The organism is Xenorhabdus sp. KJ12.1, from assembly GCF_963876495.1.
Lineage (GTDB): Bacteria > Pseudomonadota > Gammaproteobacteria > Enterobacterales > Enterobacteriaceae > Xenorhabdus > Xenorhabdus stockiae.
The window spans coordinates 13,947-31,330 of record NZ_CAWNQH010000082.1 but is presented as its reverse complement, the minus strand read 5'-3'; the positions used below and the strand labels follow the sequence as shown (position 1 = coordinate 31,330).

The following is a 17,384-nucleotide window of genomic DNA, read 5'->3' as shown; positions in this document are numbered from 1 at the left end:
TACAGCTTGCAAATGTTCCTCCGTTGTATACCCCACCAACAACAGATTTTGACCATGCGCCAGCGGCTAGATTAACGGTTTCCGTTAATCCGAGGTTTTTTACAAACTCATCTTTGTTCGGAATGTCTGCACCATTCTTATTTTTCTCTAAACGCGTATTAGCATTATTATTCGCCGCATTAGCCAGATCATATGCCGCTTTCACCGCTTTCGGTGTGGCTGCATGGGTTTCGCTATTGCTGTCTACCGCGCTGCTCAGTATGACAAATCCTTTTTCTTTCAGTGTCGCATCCGGATGGTTACGGCTGTTCGCGTGTTTTGTAATGGAATTATCCACATACTCACGTGTTGCCAGTACAATGGATGGATCAACTTTCAGCGTGACCGCATTTGCGCTGCTGACAATCAGGATCATGCGGATCGTCTGAGTGCGACCAGAGCCTTCCTGCAATTGTGGTTTGTAGGTTTCTGCGCAGTTACCTACTGCAACCAGAACGCCATCTTTGTCATACAGACCGATTTCACGGATCCACCAGCCACCTTCGGCTTCAGGAATAACCTGTTCCGCGATAATCTGGTTGGTGTTTTTCGGATCGATGCTCAGCGTATTAATCGCTGCCCGGCGTTTTTCATTAATCAATTTGGTTTGTTTGGTATCCGGTACCGGCAGGCTGCCACCACCATCACCAACGGCCATATGGGTAATTTCAATTTTTGTACCCAGTGCCGCAGCATTTGCCAATTTATCTGCGCCTAACTGTGTCAGCAGCGCAAAATATTTGGTACTCATGGTCTAATCCTCATGTCGTCAATAATATGTACCCCTGCGCCCACAATTTCTGAGCCGGATACGGTCACTTCTTTCGGGAAATAGGGGTAAACGGTTAGTTCGTCACCGCTGTAAGTCGCTGCTGAGTAGTGATATCCACCACGGGTATCAAGGTTGATATCCAACCCGATTAAATGTCGGCTCACTGGCTTGGCGTCAAAAATCAGTTTTTCCAGCTCTTCGAACATTTCATGGGTAATACCGCTATCCAGCACACCGATATCCAGCCGGAAGGTGCCCGGTGCATCGTTGGTCTGCCACCACTCTTTAACCCGGATGAGATAACCCAACGGTTCAATCACTCTTCGGATTGCTCCAATTGTTCCTTTGTGTTTATGCAGGAACAGTGAACCTTTGATCACTTCCCTTTTGATGTTCTCAGGCCAGTTCTCGTCCCAACGATCTACAGACCACGCCCATGCCAGATAAGGCAACAATGATGCCGGACAGGTATCCGGGTTCCACAGCTCACGTAATGGGATTTTGATCTTCTGCAACTTGGCACAGGCTTTCGCCGCAGCCAGTTCTAACTGCGTTGAACCCATCGGCAGAAGGCGATCATTCATCAGAGCCTCCCATTGTCAGCGTGGTTTTGGTGCAGTAAGAAGCCTGTGTTTTATCCAGCACGACGTCTTTCAGTGGCGCTTTCAGTTCTACGCGCTGGACACCTTCTACATGCAAGGCGGCATAAATCGCGGACAAACGAATGTCACGCCCCAGACGATGCTGTGCTTCGACGTAGTGTTTCAGCTTCTGCTCCGCTGCTTTGCGGATAGGTTCTGATTCCGGTGTCGGGAAGATGTACAGCACTGCGTCAATTTCATATTCCACGATTTTTGCTGACTGGACTTTCAGGCGATCAGCCACCGGACGCACGTTTTCGTCGTTCAGGGCTTTTTCGACAATTTCCAGCAACTCTTTGGATGCAACGCCTTTGTCCTGGCGGGACATAATCGTGACTGTGACGTTAGCCGGTGACGGGCTGATTGCCGAAGCATCTGCAACACGGCCATCCGCACTGCGGGCATGAAATTCATAAGCACCCACCGGGCCTGCAACACTCAGGCCTTCAAAAGCCTGTGGAATACGGACACGATAATCATTGTCGGATTCCATCACAGCCGGAGTTGGTGGAACCGTTGAGTTATCCGCAGCACGCAGAACCATACGCGATACGTTGTTATTTGCTCCCAGCTGATCCAGATCGCTGCCGGTTGAATAGGCCACCATCACCGCGCGGGCAGCTTCATTAACGCGCTGGCGCAGAAGCAGTTCGCGATATACGTTCTCTTCCAGCAATTTCACCAAAGGCTCGGATTCAAGTTGCAGTGTTCGTGCAATGGCATCCTGCTGCTCTTCGGGGTAAAGCGAGATCAGGCCTCTTTTACGCTCTTCTAACAGTTGTTCGTAATCCAGTGGCTCAACCACATCCGGTGGTGGTAACTGGCTTAAATCGATTGTTGGCATTGCTTACCTCACCGGAATTGAGAGTGAAAATTCTTTGGCGGACTGGTGATAAGTACCGGTAATATCCACCACCATTCTGCCGTCCTGTAGGGTTTCCATCGTGATTGACGTCAGCGTCACACGTGGCTCCCAACGGCTGATTGCGGTATAGCTGGCCGCCATAACCTGAAGTTTGATCGCCGGATTCTGCGGCCAGTCAATCAGTTCAGGCAGTAACGACCCGTAAGTACGACGCGCAATACGACTACCTACTGGAGTCAGTAAAATATCGCTGACGGATTGCCGGACATGGTCCAAATCGCTCAACGTCCGGCCTGTCTGCCGATTCATCCCCAGATACATCATACGGGGCCTCCTGATGTGTCACGGCCTGACTGGATGCCGATGTGTTTATGGGAATCCACGATCACCCCATTGGAACTGAATGTGCCGCCGGTGTGTTCAATATTGCCCGTCATTTTGCCGCCATTGCGCACAATCAGATTTCCTGTGCTCATCAGCTGCGTACAGATGACTTCCGGTGTATCCAGCGTAATCCGGGTGCTGGCAACACAGGTGATTTCCGGCGCAGTAATATGGACGGAATCCGATGCAGTCACTGTCGCGGTTTTGATGCCAGTCACAGTTAATGCACCTGATTGCGGCTCATACTCCATCACTGCACCATCCGGAAACTGAACATGTGTTGCTTCAGGAGACGTTGATGGCGCCGGAAACTCATCTGAAAAAATTGCTGGCAATACAAAGGCGGTGGTCAGTTCTCCGCCTATGGACAGTAATAAAACCTGCTCACCGACACTGGGCGCCCACCATGTGCGGGAATTTCCCGCTCTGGATGTCAACCAGTGCAGCCAGTCGGTTTCGAGATTGCCTGTCGCGACCCGGCATATACCCTTTGTGGTATCCACTTGGGTAATCACGCCTGTTCGGATCAGGTTGCGCAATAAGCGCATCAGTTCAGTGAGTTGTGTGTTCATGGCGTAAGAATGCCATGAAAAAGCAGGGGAAACATTAAACTAGGCTTGTAGGAACAGGCATACAAAACGGCAGGTAAAAGCCAATTAAATCAATATAATAAAAGCCTTTTTATCTCGTGATAAAAAGGCTTTTATAGGTTTTGTGAGAACTTATGCTCGGTTATTCAAAGTGGCTACGATTTACATTGCCTGACAACTTCACGGACATATTGTTGTAGGTAATCTAATTTGGACTGGTCACTGATGATCCCTGCTCGGATATCGTAAATATCGCGTCCAGCTTTTGCAGTGAGTTCGATTTGGGTTCCATCGCCCATGCTGCGGGGGCCGGTATCTCGCTTTTGGGTGAGCTGACAGGTAGCAAGGTTGGCGGCGGCGATTTGCACCCGGCGATGACCAGCGGCAATATCAGCACGCAAAGCGGTGTTTTCTTCAGTAACATGAGCTAGTTTTCCGGAATAGTATTCATCTAATTGGGCAGCTTTACTCTGAGCGTCTTTCATCTTTTGAATCGCTGACAATGTTTCCTGATTCGCTTTCTGATGAATAGCAACAACCTGAGCACTATGCTGTTGTTTAAGGTTCGCAACCTCCCCAAGGAACAGTGAACGATGCCCCCACCAGCCAGTGCATCCTCCAATGACAAAAATGGCAATTAACGATATTTTCTTCATTCCTCCAATCCCCAACAAACCAACTCGGATTCCTGTTCACGTCGTAAGACCTGCCCATAACAGCCATTCGGCTGTCCTTTGGTTGCCCGGCAATCTCGCCCGCCATCGTAAATCCAGCGTTTAATCTCCTGACAGGCGCCTTTTTTATCTCCGGCATTGAGTTTGCGATAAAAGGTTGAGGAGAAACATTTTGAGGGACCGATGTTATACGGGCAAAAACTGGCAATTCCTGCAATTTGTGGTTCGGTCAGCGGAACATGAACGTTCTTTTTCACCCAATCAATCGCTTTGTCAGCTTCAACCCGATTCAGCGCTTCACATTGCTCAGCAGTCAGTTGCATCCCTTTATATACCGCCTTTCCATCAATACGTGTCACACCCCGGCATATCGTCCAGATACCACCGGCATCCTGATAAGCTATAAGCCGATTGCCCTCTTTCTCATCAAGAAACTGGGAAAGAATGACCGAAGAACTGGCGCCACCGATAATCAGGCCAATGAGCAACCGGCTGAGTCTGGTTTTGAGATCCTGCATATCACAGCTCTTTTGGTGCGTTATGTATCAGCTCGCTGACGATTCTGGCTGATTTAGATGCAGGCTCTACCTCCAGATTTTCCAGAATATCTTTTAAGATTAAAGTGCGTTTCATCTGCTCACGTCGATTAAGACGATAAGTCAGAATACCGAGAGAAATGCTGGCTAATACTCCCAACAGAAAACTCAGCTCATATAAAGAAAGACCGGAAAAGATGGCGGTTGTGCTGGCACAGGCATAAGTGGCATGGCTATATTTATCCATTCATGCCCCTCAATCCCAAAGCTGAATCATAGGTTTACTGGCAACAGGCACAAAATCCGGCATTTCAACTTTTGTTCCATGAGGCAATGTCGCACCAAAATCAGCCAGCCCCGGATTTGCCTGCAATACACGCTCCGTCATACCTAAAGTTCGGCCATAATGACGCCAGCACAAAGCGTCCACCGTTTCGTTTTGTTGTGCAATAATTTGCATATACTCTCCTTTTATTTGCAGAAAATAATCGGTAAATCGGAGAGTTATGATCGAATAATCAGCGAAATGCCTCAATGAAACGGCATTGTTGGGGAAATAGTACAAATGAAGGGCAATTTTGCCAGATGGGATTTATTTTCGCTGCTCAGAAAAGTATAAGGGCAGGGGATAATCCCTGCCCTTATACTATTTAAATTGCTTATTATCCGTTTATTGGAGAGTTCAACCCGTCAGGCCTAATCCGATAACCAACTATCGTCCTCCCAGACACTTTGGATCAGTTCCATGATTTGATCATGTTCACTACTGCTTTTACTCCCTGTCACTTTTACGGACGTGTTGCTGCTGAGGGCAATTCTAAAATTAGTATCTGGATACTGTGGCAGTATTTTCTTCTTTAACTCGCTTTCAAGTGCAGACATGACTGATTCAGAAACATTAGCTCGCTTATCGAAAAGTATTTCAACTCGCATCATTTTCTCCCGCTAAAACCTATTCTTTTACCGAACCTGAAGTTTTTCAATCATTCATTATCTAATGATTTGTTTTTTAAAAAATTATTATAAACACTGAGACTTTTTTCATAAGGCGCAGATAACTCTGCTATCCAGACCAGTGCCAGTTCTTTGTCTTCTGCCTGATTGCATTCACAACTTGTTGCCATTCTGGCAATAAAATTAATACGTTGTGCTACCAATGATTCCATAAGAGAGTCCACTGATATGTCCGCCTCCACTCTATAACTGTATATGCATACAGTACACCTAATTAGTGAAAATTTAAAGTAGTTTTTTCCTTTCTTAAAGATAAAAATTAATAGTTAATAACTATTATTTATTTCTTTCATAGAAACTTTTATCGAAAAAATAACATTTATCAAAACCATTTCACATCTATATCACAATTCCTTCTTTCCTGTCTATCCGTACAGTTATTGACAGAACTCCAAGAGGGCCATTTTTTGTGTCGTTTATAGACAATCCGCTCTGATGTAGCTGGCGCATCAGATTTCGGAACAACTGTCCATTGATGGATTCGTGTACAGATATATTTTTCCTGACTGAGCAACGACGATGTCACTCCCTGAATGGAGTGAATATCCTCACCATAAGGACTACCAAAAGGGATATGCTTATAAGCGAGCCTGATAACCAAATCACGACGGGCAACCCATGGCCCTCCCTGAGCCTGAATATAAGCCGCCCAGTTTCCCTTATCCGCGGCCTGTAAAACGTCATTCATTTTATTATCAGGTAAACGAACTTCTTTAAGTCGACGCAGTTCTCGCCAGACAGAAACCGGAGCACCACCAATTTGTTGAAATTGTCGAATTCGCCAACGACTCGCCCAAGCTGTTACTGATTTAGCCATATCGCGCAGTGATCCTCCCGTTTCATGATCGATTTCATCTTCCAGAGCATAACCATCAATATTTTTGGAAATGTACTTTGCGATATAACCTGTCGCACTACCTTGATTAGGATCTATCACCCGGTAATCAAAACGATATTTTTTATCATGGTTATGCAGTAACTCTTCCTCTTCTTCCTGACAAGAGTAGTGTTCAAGGATCTTTCTGACCTGTGAAGCATGTTCCGGCAACATAAACAGCAAAATGTGCCAATGTGGTGTCCCGTCATGATGGGGTTCAACAACCCGAAAACCAAACAGCTTAATACCCGCACGGGCAATAGCTGCGCGAGATTTTGCCCATACACTGCATAAATAGCGCTGAGTATCACGGGGAGTTGCACCTTCCCATTTTTGGACAAATCCCCCTCTATGCCTGACGGCATGGTATTTTGCTGGTGCAGTGATAGTATAAAACTCTCCTACACACCCCATTTGATTCGCGATATCTTCGAAACCGCGCATTCTGACCATTAATTCGCAGCGACGAATAGCAGGATTAGCATTACTGTGAACGACGGTCTCAGCTAATGAAATCCGCTCTCCTGCTTCATTCTCTAAATCAAAATGCTGAAAAAACTCACGATTACGCCGCTTTTGTTCCAGCCATTCGCGTAAAGCCAGTAGTGAAACATAAGGTGAGGCCGCGTTCTGCACCTGTCCAACTGCAATTGCCATATGCTCGGATTGGGTATCCCGCAAGCGTTTTAAGCGAAAATACCACCAGCGTGTGGACATCATGCGCAACATGCCGGCGCAAAGTAGATCAACAGACAGTGTTTTTCGTCCATAATTGAACTGCCGCCAATAAGGGGGATGAATGCCACATTGTAAAGTCAGCTTTGCCATTAATTGATATACCTCAGCCATATGAGAAAACCGTGTTGATTCACTCATCGCTGATTCAGCCGGAACTTGCTGCACTTTCTGCCGATTAGAAGAATCATTCGTAACAGAGTGAATCATAGAAGAATAGTGCTCATAGTTTTCCGTAATAAACACGGATATTTCATGAGCAAGCTTTAAAAGTGGTTTACGGCCATAAGTCGCAATATTGCTCAATTGTTCAATAAATGGAAAAGGAGCAATGCTCGATACAGAATGTTTGAATTGATACCTACTCTTAACTAATTGTAATCGCGGTAATACATTCTGCCCGACGGTTTTTCTCAGGTAAGCATTAGCATCTCTGCGTCCTGATTGCGCAAAGATATCGGCATAGCGATGGCTAAAATGTTTCGCCAGAAAATCCGGCATCTGGCCAATATATTGGTGGCGCCATTGGTGATCTTCTGCGTTAACTTGCCATAACAAACGCTCTGCTGATGAAACATTCTGCGGAATATTTGGCTGAAACATGCCCGACCGTTTATAAGTATGAGCGAAAAGATCACTATTCATCAATGCCACCTTAATTAAGGAAATGTGAATGTCTGGCGTACACATGCCATCTGTTCAAAAAAATTAGAAAATATTTAAAAGGTGGTTAACTGGGTAACGTTAAATGTCTGGGAAACTGACTAACTACAACCTTAATATGATTCATCGCCTTGATCAGAGAGTGTTTTTCCTCAGAAGTAAACTGGCTGATTTCGCTGTCATGGCGGGCACGGGGAATATTTGCCAAATAGAAAATAGCGGATAAGGCCCGCTTGTTCTCTTCATAATGACAATCCCTTTTATCACGCATGTCTGCAAAAAAGCGTTTTAACTCTTTTTCATCATATCCCCAGTATATTGCTCTGATCTTCGACAGATGGTTCAATCCTTCCAACCGCTGACCGAGGTTAATTTGGGCAAACTTTTCTTTTTCCGTATTCGCCATATTTTCCTCACCCTTTCACCTTCAGAGCGATTATTGTCAGAGCAATCCCTCGAACACCGTTGATATCAGGTATAGGGATTGAAATTTGGATGTTCATGATGCAATATCTCTTAATGGTTTTCGTCTTAACCAATTCGGACCCAATAAAGATCTCATTTCAAGATCTTTATTGGGATAATAATATCTCTTATCTGTACTGTCAATGAAAAATACCAATATTGAGATCAAAATGGGGGCTGATAGTGGTGGGCGACCAGCTATCGAGCGCCTTGTACGCGCGTATGGATTTAAATCCCGTCAGGCTCTGAGTGATCATTTAGGCGTGTCCAAAAGCACAATGGCAAACCGCTATCTTCGTGATAGCTTTCCGGCGGATTGGATTATTCAGTGTAATCTCGAAACGGGTGCTTCACTGCTATGGCTGAGTACAGGGCAAGGAGAGATGTTTCCAAACGGCGAAGGGATCAAAAAAACAGAACGATTGGAAGATATCATTGCGCCGTCAATCTCCCGTGTAAGATTGTCAGGAGGTAAGCTGAATGAGGATGATCCGGTTATTCTGGATAGTGAATTGATTTCCAAAGATCTCAGAGAACCTCTGGTGGTTGATGATGGCATATCCTGGTATGTGCTTGATGCACAAGAAGACACTATTCAGGATGGTTTATGGCTGGTCGATATCGAAGGAATGCACAGCATCAAGAAGATAGCCAAAATCCCTGTCAGTAAAATTCGCGTCAGTGATAATGATGTTACGTTTGATTGTGCTATCAGCGATATTCAATTCATTGGACGCGTGGCTTTAGTGATCTCCAGACAATAATCAATTACGTAACAATACGTTTTCCATCAAAGTTATCTCTGATTACCAGAATAACTTTGATGGCGTTTATCATGTTAAAAGAAACATAACACATAAATTTATTCGGATTTATTTCAGTATTTTTAGTAGGTTTCAAGTTACATTGCAGCGACAAAAGTTGGTCATTTCATCCGATACAAAACATGCTCCCGTAGTGGGTTACCTTCCTCAAGAGCGGGATGCATAAATGTTTTTTTATCTCTGAGCATTCCCAGCTTTTTCATCACATTTTCTGAACGAGCATTCATCAGGGTGGTAAAAGCTACAATCTCATCCAGTCTGATTTCCGTAAACCCAAAATCAAGAACTTTGCGGGCAGCTTCACAGGCATAGCCTTTACCCCAAAATGGCTTATCGAGACGCCAGCCTATCTCAACGATATGACTACAGGTAGAAAATGGAAATTCAAGATTAGGTATATTCAACCCAACAAAACCAATAAACTCACCACTTTCTTTTACCTCTACCGCCCATAATCCCCAACCACCCTGAATCTCAAATTTACGAATACAATTATCAATCAGTGTGTCGCTTTGCTCTTTTGTCAACGTATTGGGGAAAAACTCCATTACTTCAGGATTACTGTTCAGGCGGTAAAAAGGTTCTCTGTCTTCTTTCCTTCCAGGCTCGAAGCCATAATCTTTCTGTTTCCAGTTCTATAATCACAATTTCCCCTTATTGATTGAAAATATGAATTTCAAATGGCATAGAAATGATATGTGAGAGTCTCACCGCTCATATAACTTGATGGTCTGATTTGATGAATGTAACTAACACATAGATAACGTAAAAGAAGAAAGAATATCAAAACAAAAACTGCCGGAAAGTACAACACGTTCCGGCAGGAATATAGAAATTTTATACCCGAGTGATTTCTGCGAATTGAAAACCGAAGAGTATTTTACCAGCAGATATCAGGCAGTAGCTTTAGATTTTGCCTTATCTCCCGGAGTATCCTTGATGGAAACAATTCGTTCTGCTTCCTGTTTCTTCTTATTTTCTTTTTCCACTTGTTCAGACTGACCGATAAATAATCCGCCACGTCGGATTGACATACTCCCACAACGGCTGATACCCCGTAATTCACCGTGCTCAAGGATATCGAGTGTTTCAGCACAGCAAGTCCCTTCTACGTGACCATCAATAATAATTTCAGGTGCAATCAACTCACCTTCCACTTTACCGGCGTGCATAACACGAATAGCCCCGCCTTTTACGCGAATATTCCCGATAATTTTTCCCCAAATCTGGATATCTCCTTCCATCTCGATATCCCCTTTGAATACGGAATTCTTCGCGACAATCGTATTAGCGCGGGCTTCAGTGCCAGAGATTTTTTTCTCTTCAGTCTGTACAGGAGGAGTGATTTGTGTGACCGGGCTGGCAGCAGATGCCTCAGTTTTTTTTCCAAACATAGCTTTCATTCTCTGTTTCATATTAGTAAAGTAAAATACCAAGGCTAAAAAAGATAAAATTGCTGTTATGGTACAACCAATATTGTTGCCATATACGTACAATCCCAGTGTAATAGCCCAAGCGAGCCATAAACTGTATAAAAAAGCGTTATCTGAAAAACGATACTTTTCCATATGTTTCTCGTTCTTGTAATCTTTTATCTTTCATCAGCAAATATATCTATGTCTCTATGCCTTAGTGGATATAGAAGAAAGGCGATGAAAATACATCCTAGCATTGTACCAGTATAAAAAACAATCTACGAAGCTATAACAGAGGTATTTATGCCGTTATTACATGGATAACGTTACCAACAAAGCTTAATGGTCTGAATTATCGATAGTTTGTCCTTAAAATCCAACACAGGAAACTCATTTTAATAGAAAAATTTTGATATTTTAAATATAAGAACCATATAAACCAATAAATATGCAACATAACCAAACTAATGGTTAACAAAATAACATCATACGCAATACAGTTTATTTATATTTCATTACAGGATATGTAATCTTAATTAGAAAATTGTACCTCAACTAACCTACCTGAATACTTATCTGACCGTGAAATTATCGATTTAAATTCACCCAATATAAACATACTGGACTTTAACTAATTGAATAGATGAAAGTTCTATCATTTCTTCTGTTCTACTATCCTGTTAATAAATAAATTTAAATCTAAATTTTTAACATTTAAAACTAACATAAATATTAATTTAGAGATATAATACTGTAATTATATAATGGATGTTACGTATACAATTTTGATATCAGCCAATATTTTTAACTCTATACTCAATTTATCACTATCTATCCAATAGATTTCAGGTTGCTTTCCAATCCCCAAGAAAGCTATTTGAACAACAGAACATATCATTAATACATTTCAAATTACTCATGATAAGGAAGATTAGGAGTATTAAATGAAAAGGACGACGGGCTTAAATCAGAAGAGTATTTTTTCTCTACAATTAACCATGCCTAACTTCGATATTCTCGAACATCAACAAGGAGGGCTGTATATTTTACTTGATGGTGAAATGGTATGGAAAGACAGCAGTAATACCTATCATATTAAGTCAAATGATATCCTTTTTATCCACCCTGGAAAATATGCCGCTAAAACCCATACAAGAAGTTGTCAAATATTATGGTTGCCATTGGGTATGGAATTTTTCCGTCATTTTATGAAACGTTTTGGCGCATTATTAATTAATATTGAACGCCATGATTCCCCTGATTATCGGTTAATTCCTTTCCATAAGTTTCCATTATTAACAGAAAGTATACGTAGTTTATCGAAACTCCTCACGTATGATTGCCCATCAGCCCTGATCCAGTTAAGAAGCGAGGAGTTACTTTTACTGCTCTCTCTCGGAAAACAAGGCGCATTACTCATGTCAGTCCTGCGTAAATTGAGTAATCGGCAAGTAGAACGGTTACAGACATTTATGGAAACTCACTATCTCAAAGAGTGGCGGCTGAATGATTTTGCCCGCGAATTTGGTATGGGGTTAACTTCGTTCAAAGAACTTTTCAGTAGTGTTTATGGCACATCTCCACGAGCGTGGATAAGTGAACAGCGTATTCTTTATGCTCATCAATTATTATTAAACAGCGAAATGAGTATCGCTGATATTACACTGGAATCCGGTTTTTCCAGCCAGTCCTACTTTACCCAAAGTTATCGAAAACGTTTTGGCTATACCCCTAATCGTGCCAGATATGGTAAAGATTAATTATTAATATTGAGACTATACAAATTAAGGCTTTCCAGTTTCATGTAAACTTGTTTTATTTAAAACTGAAAAGCCATCGTAAGGATCAATATAATCCTTAATTTTTTTGAACACTATCTGCGCTATAAAAAACTGTTCCCAATTTAATTCTTTCCCGTCCTGTTGCCAGACGATGGCGATTAGTATCCCGCAGAGAATAAACACAGCCACAGTACTCTTGCTGATAGAATTCTTCACGCTTACTGATCTCAATCATGCGGGCAGAACCACCGCCTTTACGCCAGTTATATTCCCAATAGGTTAACCCCGGATAACGGGAAGCTGCACGGACACCACAATCATTAATTTGCTGCATATTTTTCCAGCGCGAGATCCCCAGTGAGCTAGTAATAACAGGGAAACCATGCTCATGAGCATATAACGCAGTCCGTTCGAAACGCATGTCAAAACACATCGTGCAGCGGATGCCACGCTCAGGTTCATTTTCCATGCCTTTCGCACGCTCGAACCAGTTGTCACGATCATAGTCGGCATCAATAAAAGGAATACCCATCTGCTCTGCGAAGCGGATATTTTCCTCTTTACGCAGTTCATATTCCTTCTGTGGATGAATATTCGGGTTATAGAAAAATATTGTGAAATCTATCCCCGAAGCGAGCATTGCTTCCATAACTTCCCCTGAGCATGGGGCACAACACGAGTGCAGTAACATTTTGCTGTGGCCATTAGGGAGTGGAAGCGGCTTACGTTCATAGTTCAGTGACATAATATTTTTTACCTGACTTAGACAATAAAAAACCAGGAAGAGAACATATCCCTCCCTGTGTTTATTAGTTGCTCATCTTACCTTGTTCCTTTGCTTTACGGCAATGGAAAACAAGTAAAGCCAGATCTGAACATCTTAAGTCAATCAGTACCCTTGCACTTCTGGTAATATCTGCCCGCCATCAACCACAATTGTCTGCCCGGTGATATTTTTCGCTTCATCAGAAGCAAGGAAACAAGCTGTGTAACCAATATCTTCTGGTGTTCCCAAAGCGCCCATTGGAATTACCGTTTCAATCTGTTTCAGGTTATCCTCACCAAATGCCATTAAGCCTTCAGTCATAATCATACCCGGCATAATGGAATTAATTGTGATCCCTTGTTTTGCATATTCTAATGCAGCACTGCGCATAAACCCGAGCTGGCCTGCCTTACTGGCACCATAGTGGCTATAGCCCTGCATTCCTACAATCTCTCCGGTGATAGATGAAGTAATCACTATGCGCCCATACTGCTGTTTTTCCATGACATTCAGTGCAGCCTGAGTCAATAAAAATGTGCCTTTCAGGTTGACGCTATAGACTAAATCCCAATCTTCAACCGTCATATCTTTAATATTGTGTTGTGGGAAAATACCCGCATTTGAACAAAGAATATCGAGTCTGCCATATTTTTCGACAATTTCATTAATCACATTTTTACATGCAGAGGGATCAGTTACATCAAGGGCGATAAAATCCACTCCAAGTTCTTCAGCTACAGGCATTCCTTTCGTTTTATCCGTACCTGAAATGATCGTAATTGCACCCGCCCGTTTAAATACCTGAGCAATTCCTTTACCAATACCTTTTGTTCCTCCAGAAATAAATGCAACTTTTCCGGTTAAATTAAACATTTTTGTTTCCTTTTATATCAGTATATTAAGTTTTTATATTACATCACTCTTAATTTTCCAATATATTTTCATCACGCCACCCTATCAATAACAATAAATATAATTAGCATATTAAAAAACAATGAAATATCACTCAAACATACAAATAAAGTACGTGATGTTTTTTTATAAACACTAAGACCCACTTCTAATAAAAACACTAACAACCATTTGATATGGATTGCAAATTCCCACCTCCACTATTACCTTTAATAATCAGTGAAAATAATGACAGGCAAAAAATCGAAAATAAAAAAGGATGGGAATATGACTCGCTACAATTCACTATTAAATGAATATGACGGCAATGCATTATCACCTATTTTATTTCTAAAAAGAGCCATATTAAGTAATGGTGATTACCCTGCGGTAATAGATGGAGAGCAATGTTGGACATGGCGACAATATGGAGAACGTTGTGAAAGAGTTGCTGTTGCACTTCAGCAAATGGGGGTTGGAAAAGGCTGTGTTGTATCTGCTTTATTGCCTAATGTTCATGAATTGCTGGAACTGCACTATGCTGTTCCCTTGTCTGGCGGAATACTGAATGCCTTAAGTATCAGGACAGATGCAGCTACACTGAATTTTATCTTTGAAAAAATTAATCCCACAATATTAATTGTGGATAAAAATTACCTTACATTACTGGATGGTGTTTCCTTTAAAAACCCGGTCAAAATTGTTGTCACTGCTGAAAATAATACTCTTCTACCAGAATCAGCGTTGGATTTGATTAGCTATGAGTCATTGATATCTGAGTATCCTTTTGAAACCCTGAACTTTTACCCTATTGATGAACAGGAAGCCATCAGCATTAACTCGACCTCTGGAACCAGCGGCACACCTAAGTTAGTTGTGTACTCACACCGTGGCGCATACCTTAATGCAATTTCGAATATCCTAGACTGGGATATGCCCAAATACCCGATTTATTTATGGACATTGCCCATGTTTCACTGCAATGGCTGGTGTTTCCCCTGGACTATTGCGGCACGGGCAGGCACTCATATCTGTATACGCAAATTTGATGCACAGGAAGCCATACAGATTATGCTGAAGCATCAGGTGACACACTATTGTGGTGCGCCTATCGTGCATTATTCCTTAGGGCGGGAAGCACAAAGGCTCGACATCTCTTTCAACAACAATGTCTATGGGTTGATTGCCGGTGCCCCACCAACAGAGAAGATGTTTTCCCTGCTTGATGCAGCCGGTATCAGAGCTACCCACGTTTATGGCCTGACGGAAACTTATGGGCCGGTTGTTGTTTGTGAAGATAAACCCGATTGGGCTACACTGCCAAAATCAGAAACAATTTTAAAGAAGATGCGTCAGGGAATTGTTTCCAATTTACAGGGAGAAATCAGCGTTATTGATGAAAATAACGGGCTGGCAGTACCTTTTGATGGACAATCCATTGGTGAAATTGCTATTCGGGGTAATATTGTTGCCGCTTACGGCCCTGTCGATCGAGTCACATTCGATATGACCAGTCAGTGGTTTTTTACCGGGGACTTGGCTGTTATTGATAGCGATGGTTATATTAAAATTATCGACCGGAAAAAAGATATTATTATTTCCGGGGGTGAGAATATTTCCAGCCTTGAACTGGAGAATGCACTGTCGAGTTATCCCGGCGTTCTGGCTGTGGCGGTTGTGGCAAAACCTGATGAATACTGGGGTGAAGTTCCTCATGCGTTTATTGAAATTGATGATAATACCTCAATCACTGAGCAGGAACTGGATGATTATCTCCGAACTATTGTTGCACGCTATAAGCGCCCTAAAGGTTATACTTTTTCAGCTTTACCACGTAACGCAAGCGGAAAAATACTCAAAGAGACATTAAGAAAACTCGCTAAAAATTTATAAAATAAGAGATATAAAAATGCAGAATTTTATGCAGAAGTATGATGTTACTCCCGAAGATTGTATCGTATTAAGCTTGCATCAATCCGCATGGGAGAAAGTATTATCGGGCGCTAAAAAATATGAATTCCGCCGAAGATTCAGAAGAAAAAGAACTTTTGCTTTTATTTATGTTACCGTTCCTGTCAAAGCCATAATCGGTGGTATGCTTCTTGATGAGCCAATATCTGGCACTGCCAAAGAAATTTCTGATATTGCAGAAAATGCAATTCCCGGAAATGGTCAGTCTGTTTTCGATTATTTTATTGAAAAAGATTTCGGATTGGCCATTCCGATTTTGCACGTCATTGAAACTCAAAAAGTATCATTAGATTACTTACGGGATAAATATAATTTTACTGCTCCACAATTCTATTTTTCCTTACAAAAAAATCAAATTATGCTTGATGAGTTAATAACGAAAGTTCAGGAAAAGTAATCCCGCTTTCAGCCAGATATCCCATATCACAATACATAGAACAGGCTGCATCAATCAGAGACATTGCGATCGCAGCCCCACTGCCCTCGCCCAAACGCAAATCTAAATGCAGATAAGGTTTCAGACCCAGATGCTGCAATGCCAGAACCGCACCTTTTTCTGCTGATAGATGAGATGGAATACAGTAATCCCGAACAGAAGGTGCCAGCTGAACTGCCGCCAGAGCAGAGGCATAAGAGATAAAACCATCAAGCACGACCGGAACACCTGCCGCAGCAGATCCCAAAATTACTCCGGTCATTCCCACAAGCTCAAATCCCCCCACTTTTGCCAGTACATCAAGGGGAGACTGAGCATCAGGTTTATTCACATCAATCGCCTGACGTACAACAAATTCCTTATGTTTAAGTAATCCAGCAGGCAAATTAGTACCTAAACCCACAACATCACCGGGATCACTTCCGGTAAGTACACTGATGACTGCCGCTGCTGGTGTGGTATTCGCGATCCCCAGCTCTCCCACACCAAATACAGAGATCCCAGCGGTAAGGCGTTGCTGAACTAATTGCACACTTGCCAACAATAATGTTTCTGCGTATGCATAAGGCATAGCCGGGCCTTGTGCAATGTTTCCACAGCCACGGGCTAATTTGAGGGACAATAAATTATCTATCGGCTCACAATCAATACCAATATCAACAGGTAACACATGGGTACCGCTACTTTTCGCTAATGCACAAACCCCTGTCAGCCCCAGCAACATGTTCCGGGCTTGTATGGCTGTAACATTTTTCGGAGAAATCGCCACACCTTCGTTATAAACGCCATGATCGGCACACATAACGATAATCTCTTTTTGCAGATCCCGCAGTTTTCCAATTCCGGGCATAGCCGCAAGTTGTGCTGCCAGTGCTTCCAGACGGCCCAGACTGCCAATTGGCTTGACGAGTTTATCAATATGCTGCTCCGCCCGATCCATTTTTTCCCGATCCAGCGGTTTAATCTTTTTCAGTAACAGTGGTAATGACTGAAACTCCATGATGATCCTTCCGATCAAGTTTCAACTTAAATAGGCAAATATAAA

General features: G+C 42.6%; 22 protein-coding genes. 4 read left to right on the top strand and 18 right to left on the bottom strand.

Features of this window, described 5'->3' with window-relative positions; translation table 11 throughout:
* The 13 genes from AACS92_RS14545 to AACS92_RS14485 all read right to left on the bottom strand — a co-directional run.
* Positions 1 to 790 (bottom strand): phage tail protein (locus AACS92_RS14545; RefSeq protein WP_193756995.1); only part of this gene is annotated, 790 nt, incomplete at its 3' end.
* Positions 787 to 1,395: a phage tail protein I gene (locus AACS92_RS14540; protein WP_099111671.1), complete on the bottom strand. Its 609-nt coding sequence runs from the start codon at positions 1,393 to 1,395 to the stop codon at positions 787 to 789. The genes AACS92_RS14545 and AACS92_RS14540, both read right to left, overlap by 4 nt.
* Positions 1,388 to 2,296: a baseplate assembly protein gene (locus AACS92_RS14535; RefSeq protein WP_099111670.1), complete on the bottom strand. Its 909-nt coding sequence runs from the start codon at positions 2,294 to 2,296 to the stop codon at positions 1,388 to 1,390. Before AACS92_RS14535 ends, AACS92_RS14540 begins: the two co-directional genes overlap by 8 nt.
* 3 nt (positions 2,297 to 2,299) lie before the next feature.
* Positions 2,300 to 2,641, bottom strand: coding sequence for a GPW/gp25 family protein (locus AACS92_RS14530; RefSeq protein ID WP_099111669.1), 342 nt, complete (start codon positions 2,639 to 2,641; stop codon positions 2,300 to 2,302).
* Complete coding sequence (locus AACS92_RS14525) at positions 2,638 to 3,273, bottom strand: phage baseplate assembly protein V (protein WP_099111668.1); 636 nt, start codon at positions 3,271 to 3,273, stop codon at positions 2,638 to 2,640. Before AACS92_RS14525 ends, AACS92_RS14530 begins: the two co-directional genes overlap by 4 nt.
* A gap of 173 nt (positions 3,274 to 3,446) precedes the next feature.
* Complete coding sequence (locus AACS92_RS14520; protein WP_241538021.1) at positions 3,447 to 3,947, bottom strand: lysis system i-spanin subunit Rz; 501 nt, start codon at positions 3,945 to 3,947, stop codon at positions 3,447 to 3,449.
* Positions 3,944 to 4,483, bottom strand: a complete 540-nt coding sequence (locus AACS92_RS14515) for a lysozyme (protein ID WP_099111666.1) — start codon at positions 4,481 to 4,483, stop codon at positions 3,944 to 3,946. Before AACS92_RS14515 ends, AACS92_RS14520 begins: the two co-directional genes overlap by 4 nt.
* 1 nt (position 4,484) lies before the next feature.
* Positions 4,485 to 4,748: a hypothetical protein gene (locus AACS92_RS14510; RefSeq protein WP_099111665.1), complete on the bottom strand. Its 264-nt coding sequence runs from the start codon at positions 4,746 to 4,748 to the stop codon at positions 4,485 to 4,487.
* A 9-nt stretch (positions 4,749 to 4,757) separates the two neighbouring features.
* Positions 4,758 to 4,961, bottom strand: a complete 204-nt coding sequence (locus AACS92_RS14505; RefSeq protein ID WP_099111664.1) for a tail protein X — start codon at positions 4,959 to 4,961, stop codon at positions 4,758 to 4,760.
* A gap of 236 nt (positions 4,962 to 5,197) precedes the next feature.
* Positions 5,198 to 5,437 (bottom strand): DinI-like family protein, encoded by a 240-nt coding sequence (locus tag AACS92_RS14500; RefSeq protein WP_241538020.1) that lies wholly within the window; start codon positions 5,435 to 5,437, stop codon positions 5,198 to 5,200.
* A 47-nt stretch (positions 5,438 to 5,484) separates the two neighbouring features.
* Complete coding sequence (locus AACS92_RS14495) at positions 5,485 to 5,667, bottom strand: hypothetical protein (protein ID WP_099111662.1); 183 nt, start codon at positions 5,665 to 5,667, stop codon at positions 5,485 to 5,487.
* Positions 5,668 to 5,837: 170 nt separating this feature from the next.
* On the bottom strand, positions 5,838 to 7,772 hold the full coding sequence (locus AACS92_RS14490; RefSeq protein WP_099111661.1) for a replication endonuclease: 1,935 nt from the start codon (positions 7,770 to 7,772) through the stop codon (positions 5,838 to 5,840).
* Positions 7,773 to 7,857: 85 nt separating this feature from the next.
* Positions 7,858 to 8,196 (bottom strand): DUF5347 family protein, encoded by a 339-nt coding sequence (locus tag AACS92_RS14485; protein ID WP_099111660.1) that lies wholly within the window; start codon positions 8,194 to 8,196, stop codon positions 7,858 to 7,860.
* A gap of 202 nt (positions 8,197 to 8,398) precedes the next feature.
* Between AACS92_RS14485 and AACS92_RS14480 the strand changes: the two genes are divergently transcribed.
* Complete coding sequence (locus tag AACS92_RS14480) at positions 8,399 to 9,019, top strand: phage repressor protein CI (protein ID WP_099111659.1); 621 nt, start codon at positions 8,399 to 8,401, stop codon at positions 9,017 to 9,019.
* A 161-nt stretch (positions 9,020 to 9,180) separates the two neighbouring features.
* Here AACS92_RS14480 and AACS92_RS14475 read toward each other — a convergent pair whose 3' ends face one another.
* Together AACS92_RS14475 and AACS92_RS14470 are read right to left on the bottom strand one after the other, a co-directional pair.
* Positions 9,181 to 9,627 (bottom strand): GNAT family N-acetyltransferase, encoded by a 447-nt coding sequence (locus tag AACS92_RS14475; protein WP_339373555.1) that lies wholly within the window; start codon positions 9,625 to 9,627, stop codon positions 9,181 to 9,183.
* Positions 9,628 to 9,972: 345 nt separating this feature from the next.
* On the bottom strand, positions 9,973 to 10,473 hold the full coding sequence (locus tag AACS92_RS14470) for a bactofilin family protein (RefSeq protein ID WP_099111673.1): 501 nt from the start codon (positions 10,471 to 10,473) through the stop codon (positions 9,973 to 9,975).
* Between the two features lie 965 nt (positions 10,474 to 11,438).
* On the opposite strand from AACS92_RS14470, the gene AACS92_RS14465 reads away from it, so the two are divergent.
* A complete protein-coding gene (locus tag AACS92_RS14465) occupies positions 11,439 to 12,254 on the top strand; it encodes a helix-turn-helix transcriptional regulator (protein WP_099111658.1) in 816 nt (271 codons plus the stop codon).
* 97 nt (positions 12,255 to 12,351) lie between these two features.
* Here AACS92_RS14465 and AACS92_RS14460 read toward each other — a convergent pair whose 3' ends face one another.
* A complete protein-coding gene (locus AACS92_RS14460) occupies positions 12,352 to 13,020 on the bottom strand; it encodes an epoxyqueuosine reductase QueH (RefSeq protein ID WP_099111657.1) in 669 nt (222 codons plus the stop codon).
* Positions 13,021 to 13,164: 144 nt separating this feature from the next.
* Positions 13,165 to 13,914: an SDR family NAD(P)-dependent oxidoreductase gene (locus AACS92_RS14455; RefSeq protein ID WP_099111656.1), complete on the bottom strand. Its 750-nt coding sequence runs from the start codon at positions 13,912 to 13,914 to the stop codon at positions 13,165 to 13,167.
* 306 nt (positions 13,915 to 14,220) lie between these two features.
* On the opposite strand from AACS92_RS14455, the gene AACS92_RS14450 reads away from it, so the two are divergent.
* Both AACS92_RS14450 and AACS92_RS14445 read left to right on the top strand, forming a co-directional pair.
* The gene (locus AACS92_RS14450) at positions 14,221 to 15,825 is read left to right on the top strand and encodes an AMP-binding protein (protein WP_099111655.1); all 1,605 of its coding nucleotides are present in this window, start codon (positions 14,221 to 14,223) and stop codon (positions 15,823 to 15,825) included.
* Between the two features lie 28 nt (positions 15,826 to 15,853).
* The gene (locus tag AACS92_RS14445; protein ID WP_141554534.1) at positions 15,854 to 16,300 is read left to right on the top strand and encodes a hypothetical protein; all 447 of its coding nucleotides are present in this window, start codon (positions 15,854 to 15,856) and stop codon (positions 16,298 to 16,300) included.
* Here the strand turns inward: AACS92_RS14445 and cobT are convergent.
* Entirely contained in the window at positions 16,260 to 17,339 is a 1,080-nt protein-coding gene (gene cobT / locus AACS92_RS14440) for a nicotinate-nucleotide--dimethylbenzimidazole phosphoribosyltransferase (RefSeq protein WP_099111653.1), read from the bottom strand. The two genes, AACS92_RS14445 and cobT, sit on opposite strands and share 41 nt — an antisense overlap.
* Positions 17,340 to 17,384 lie beyond the last annotated feature (45 nt).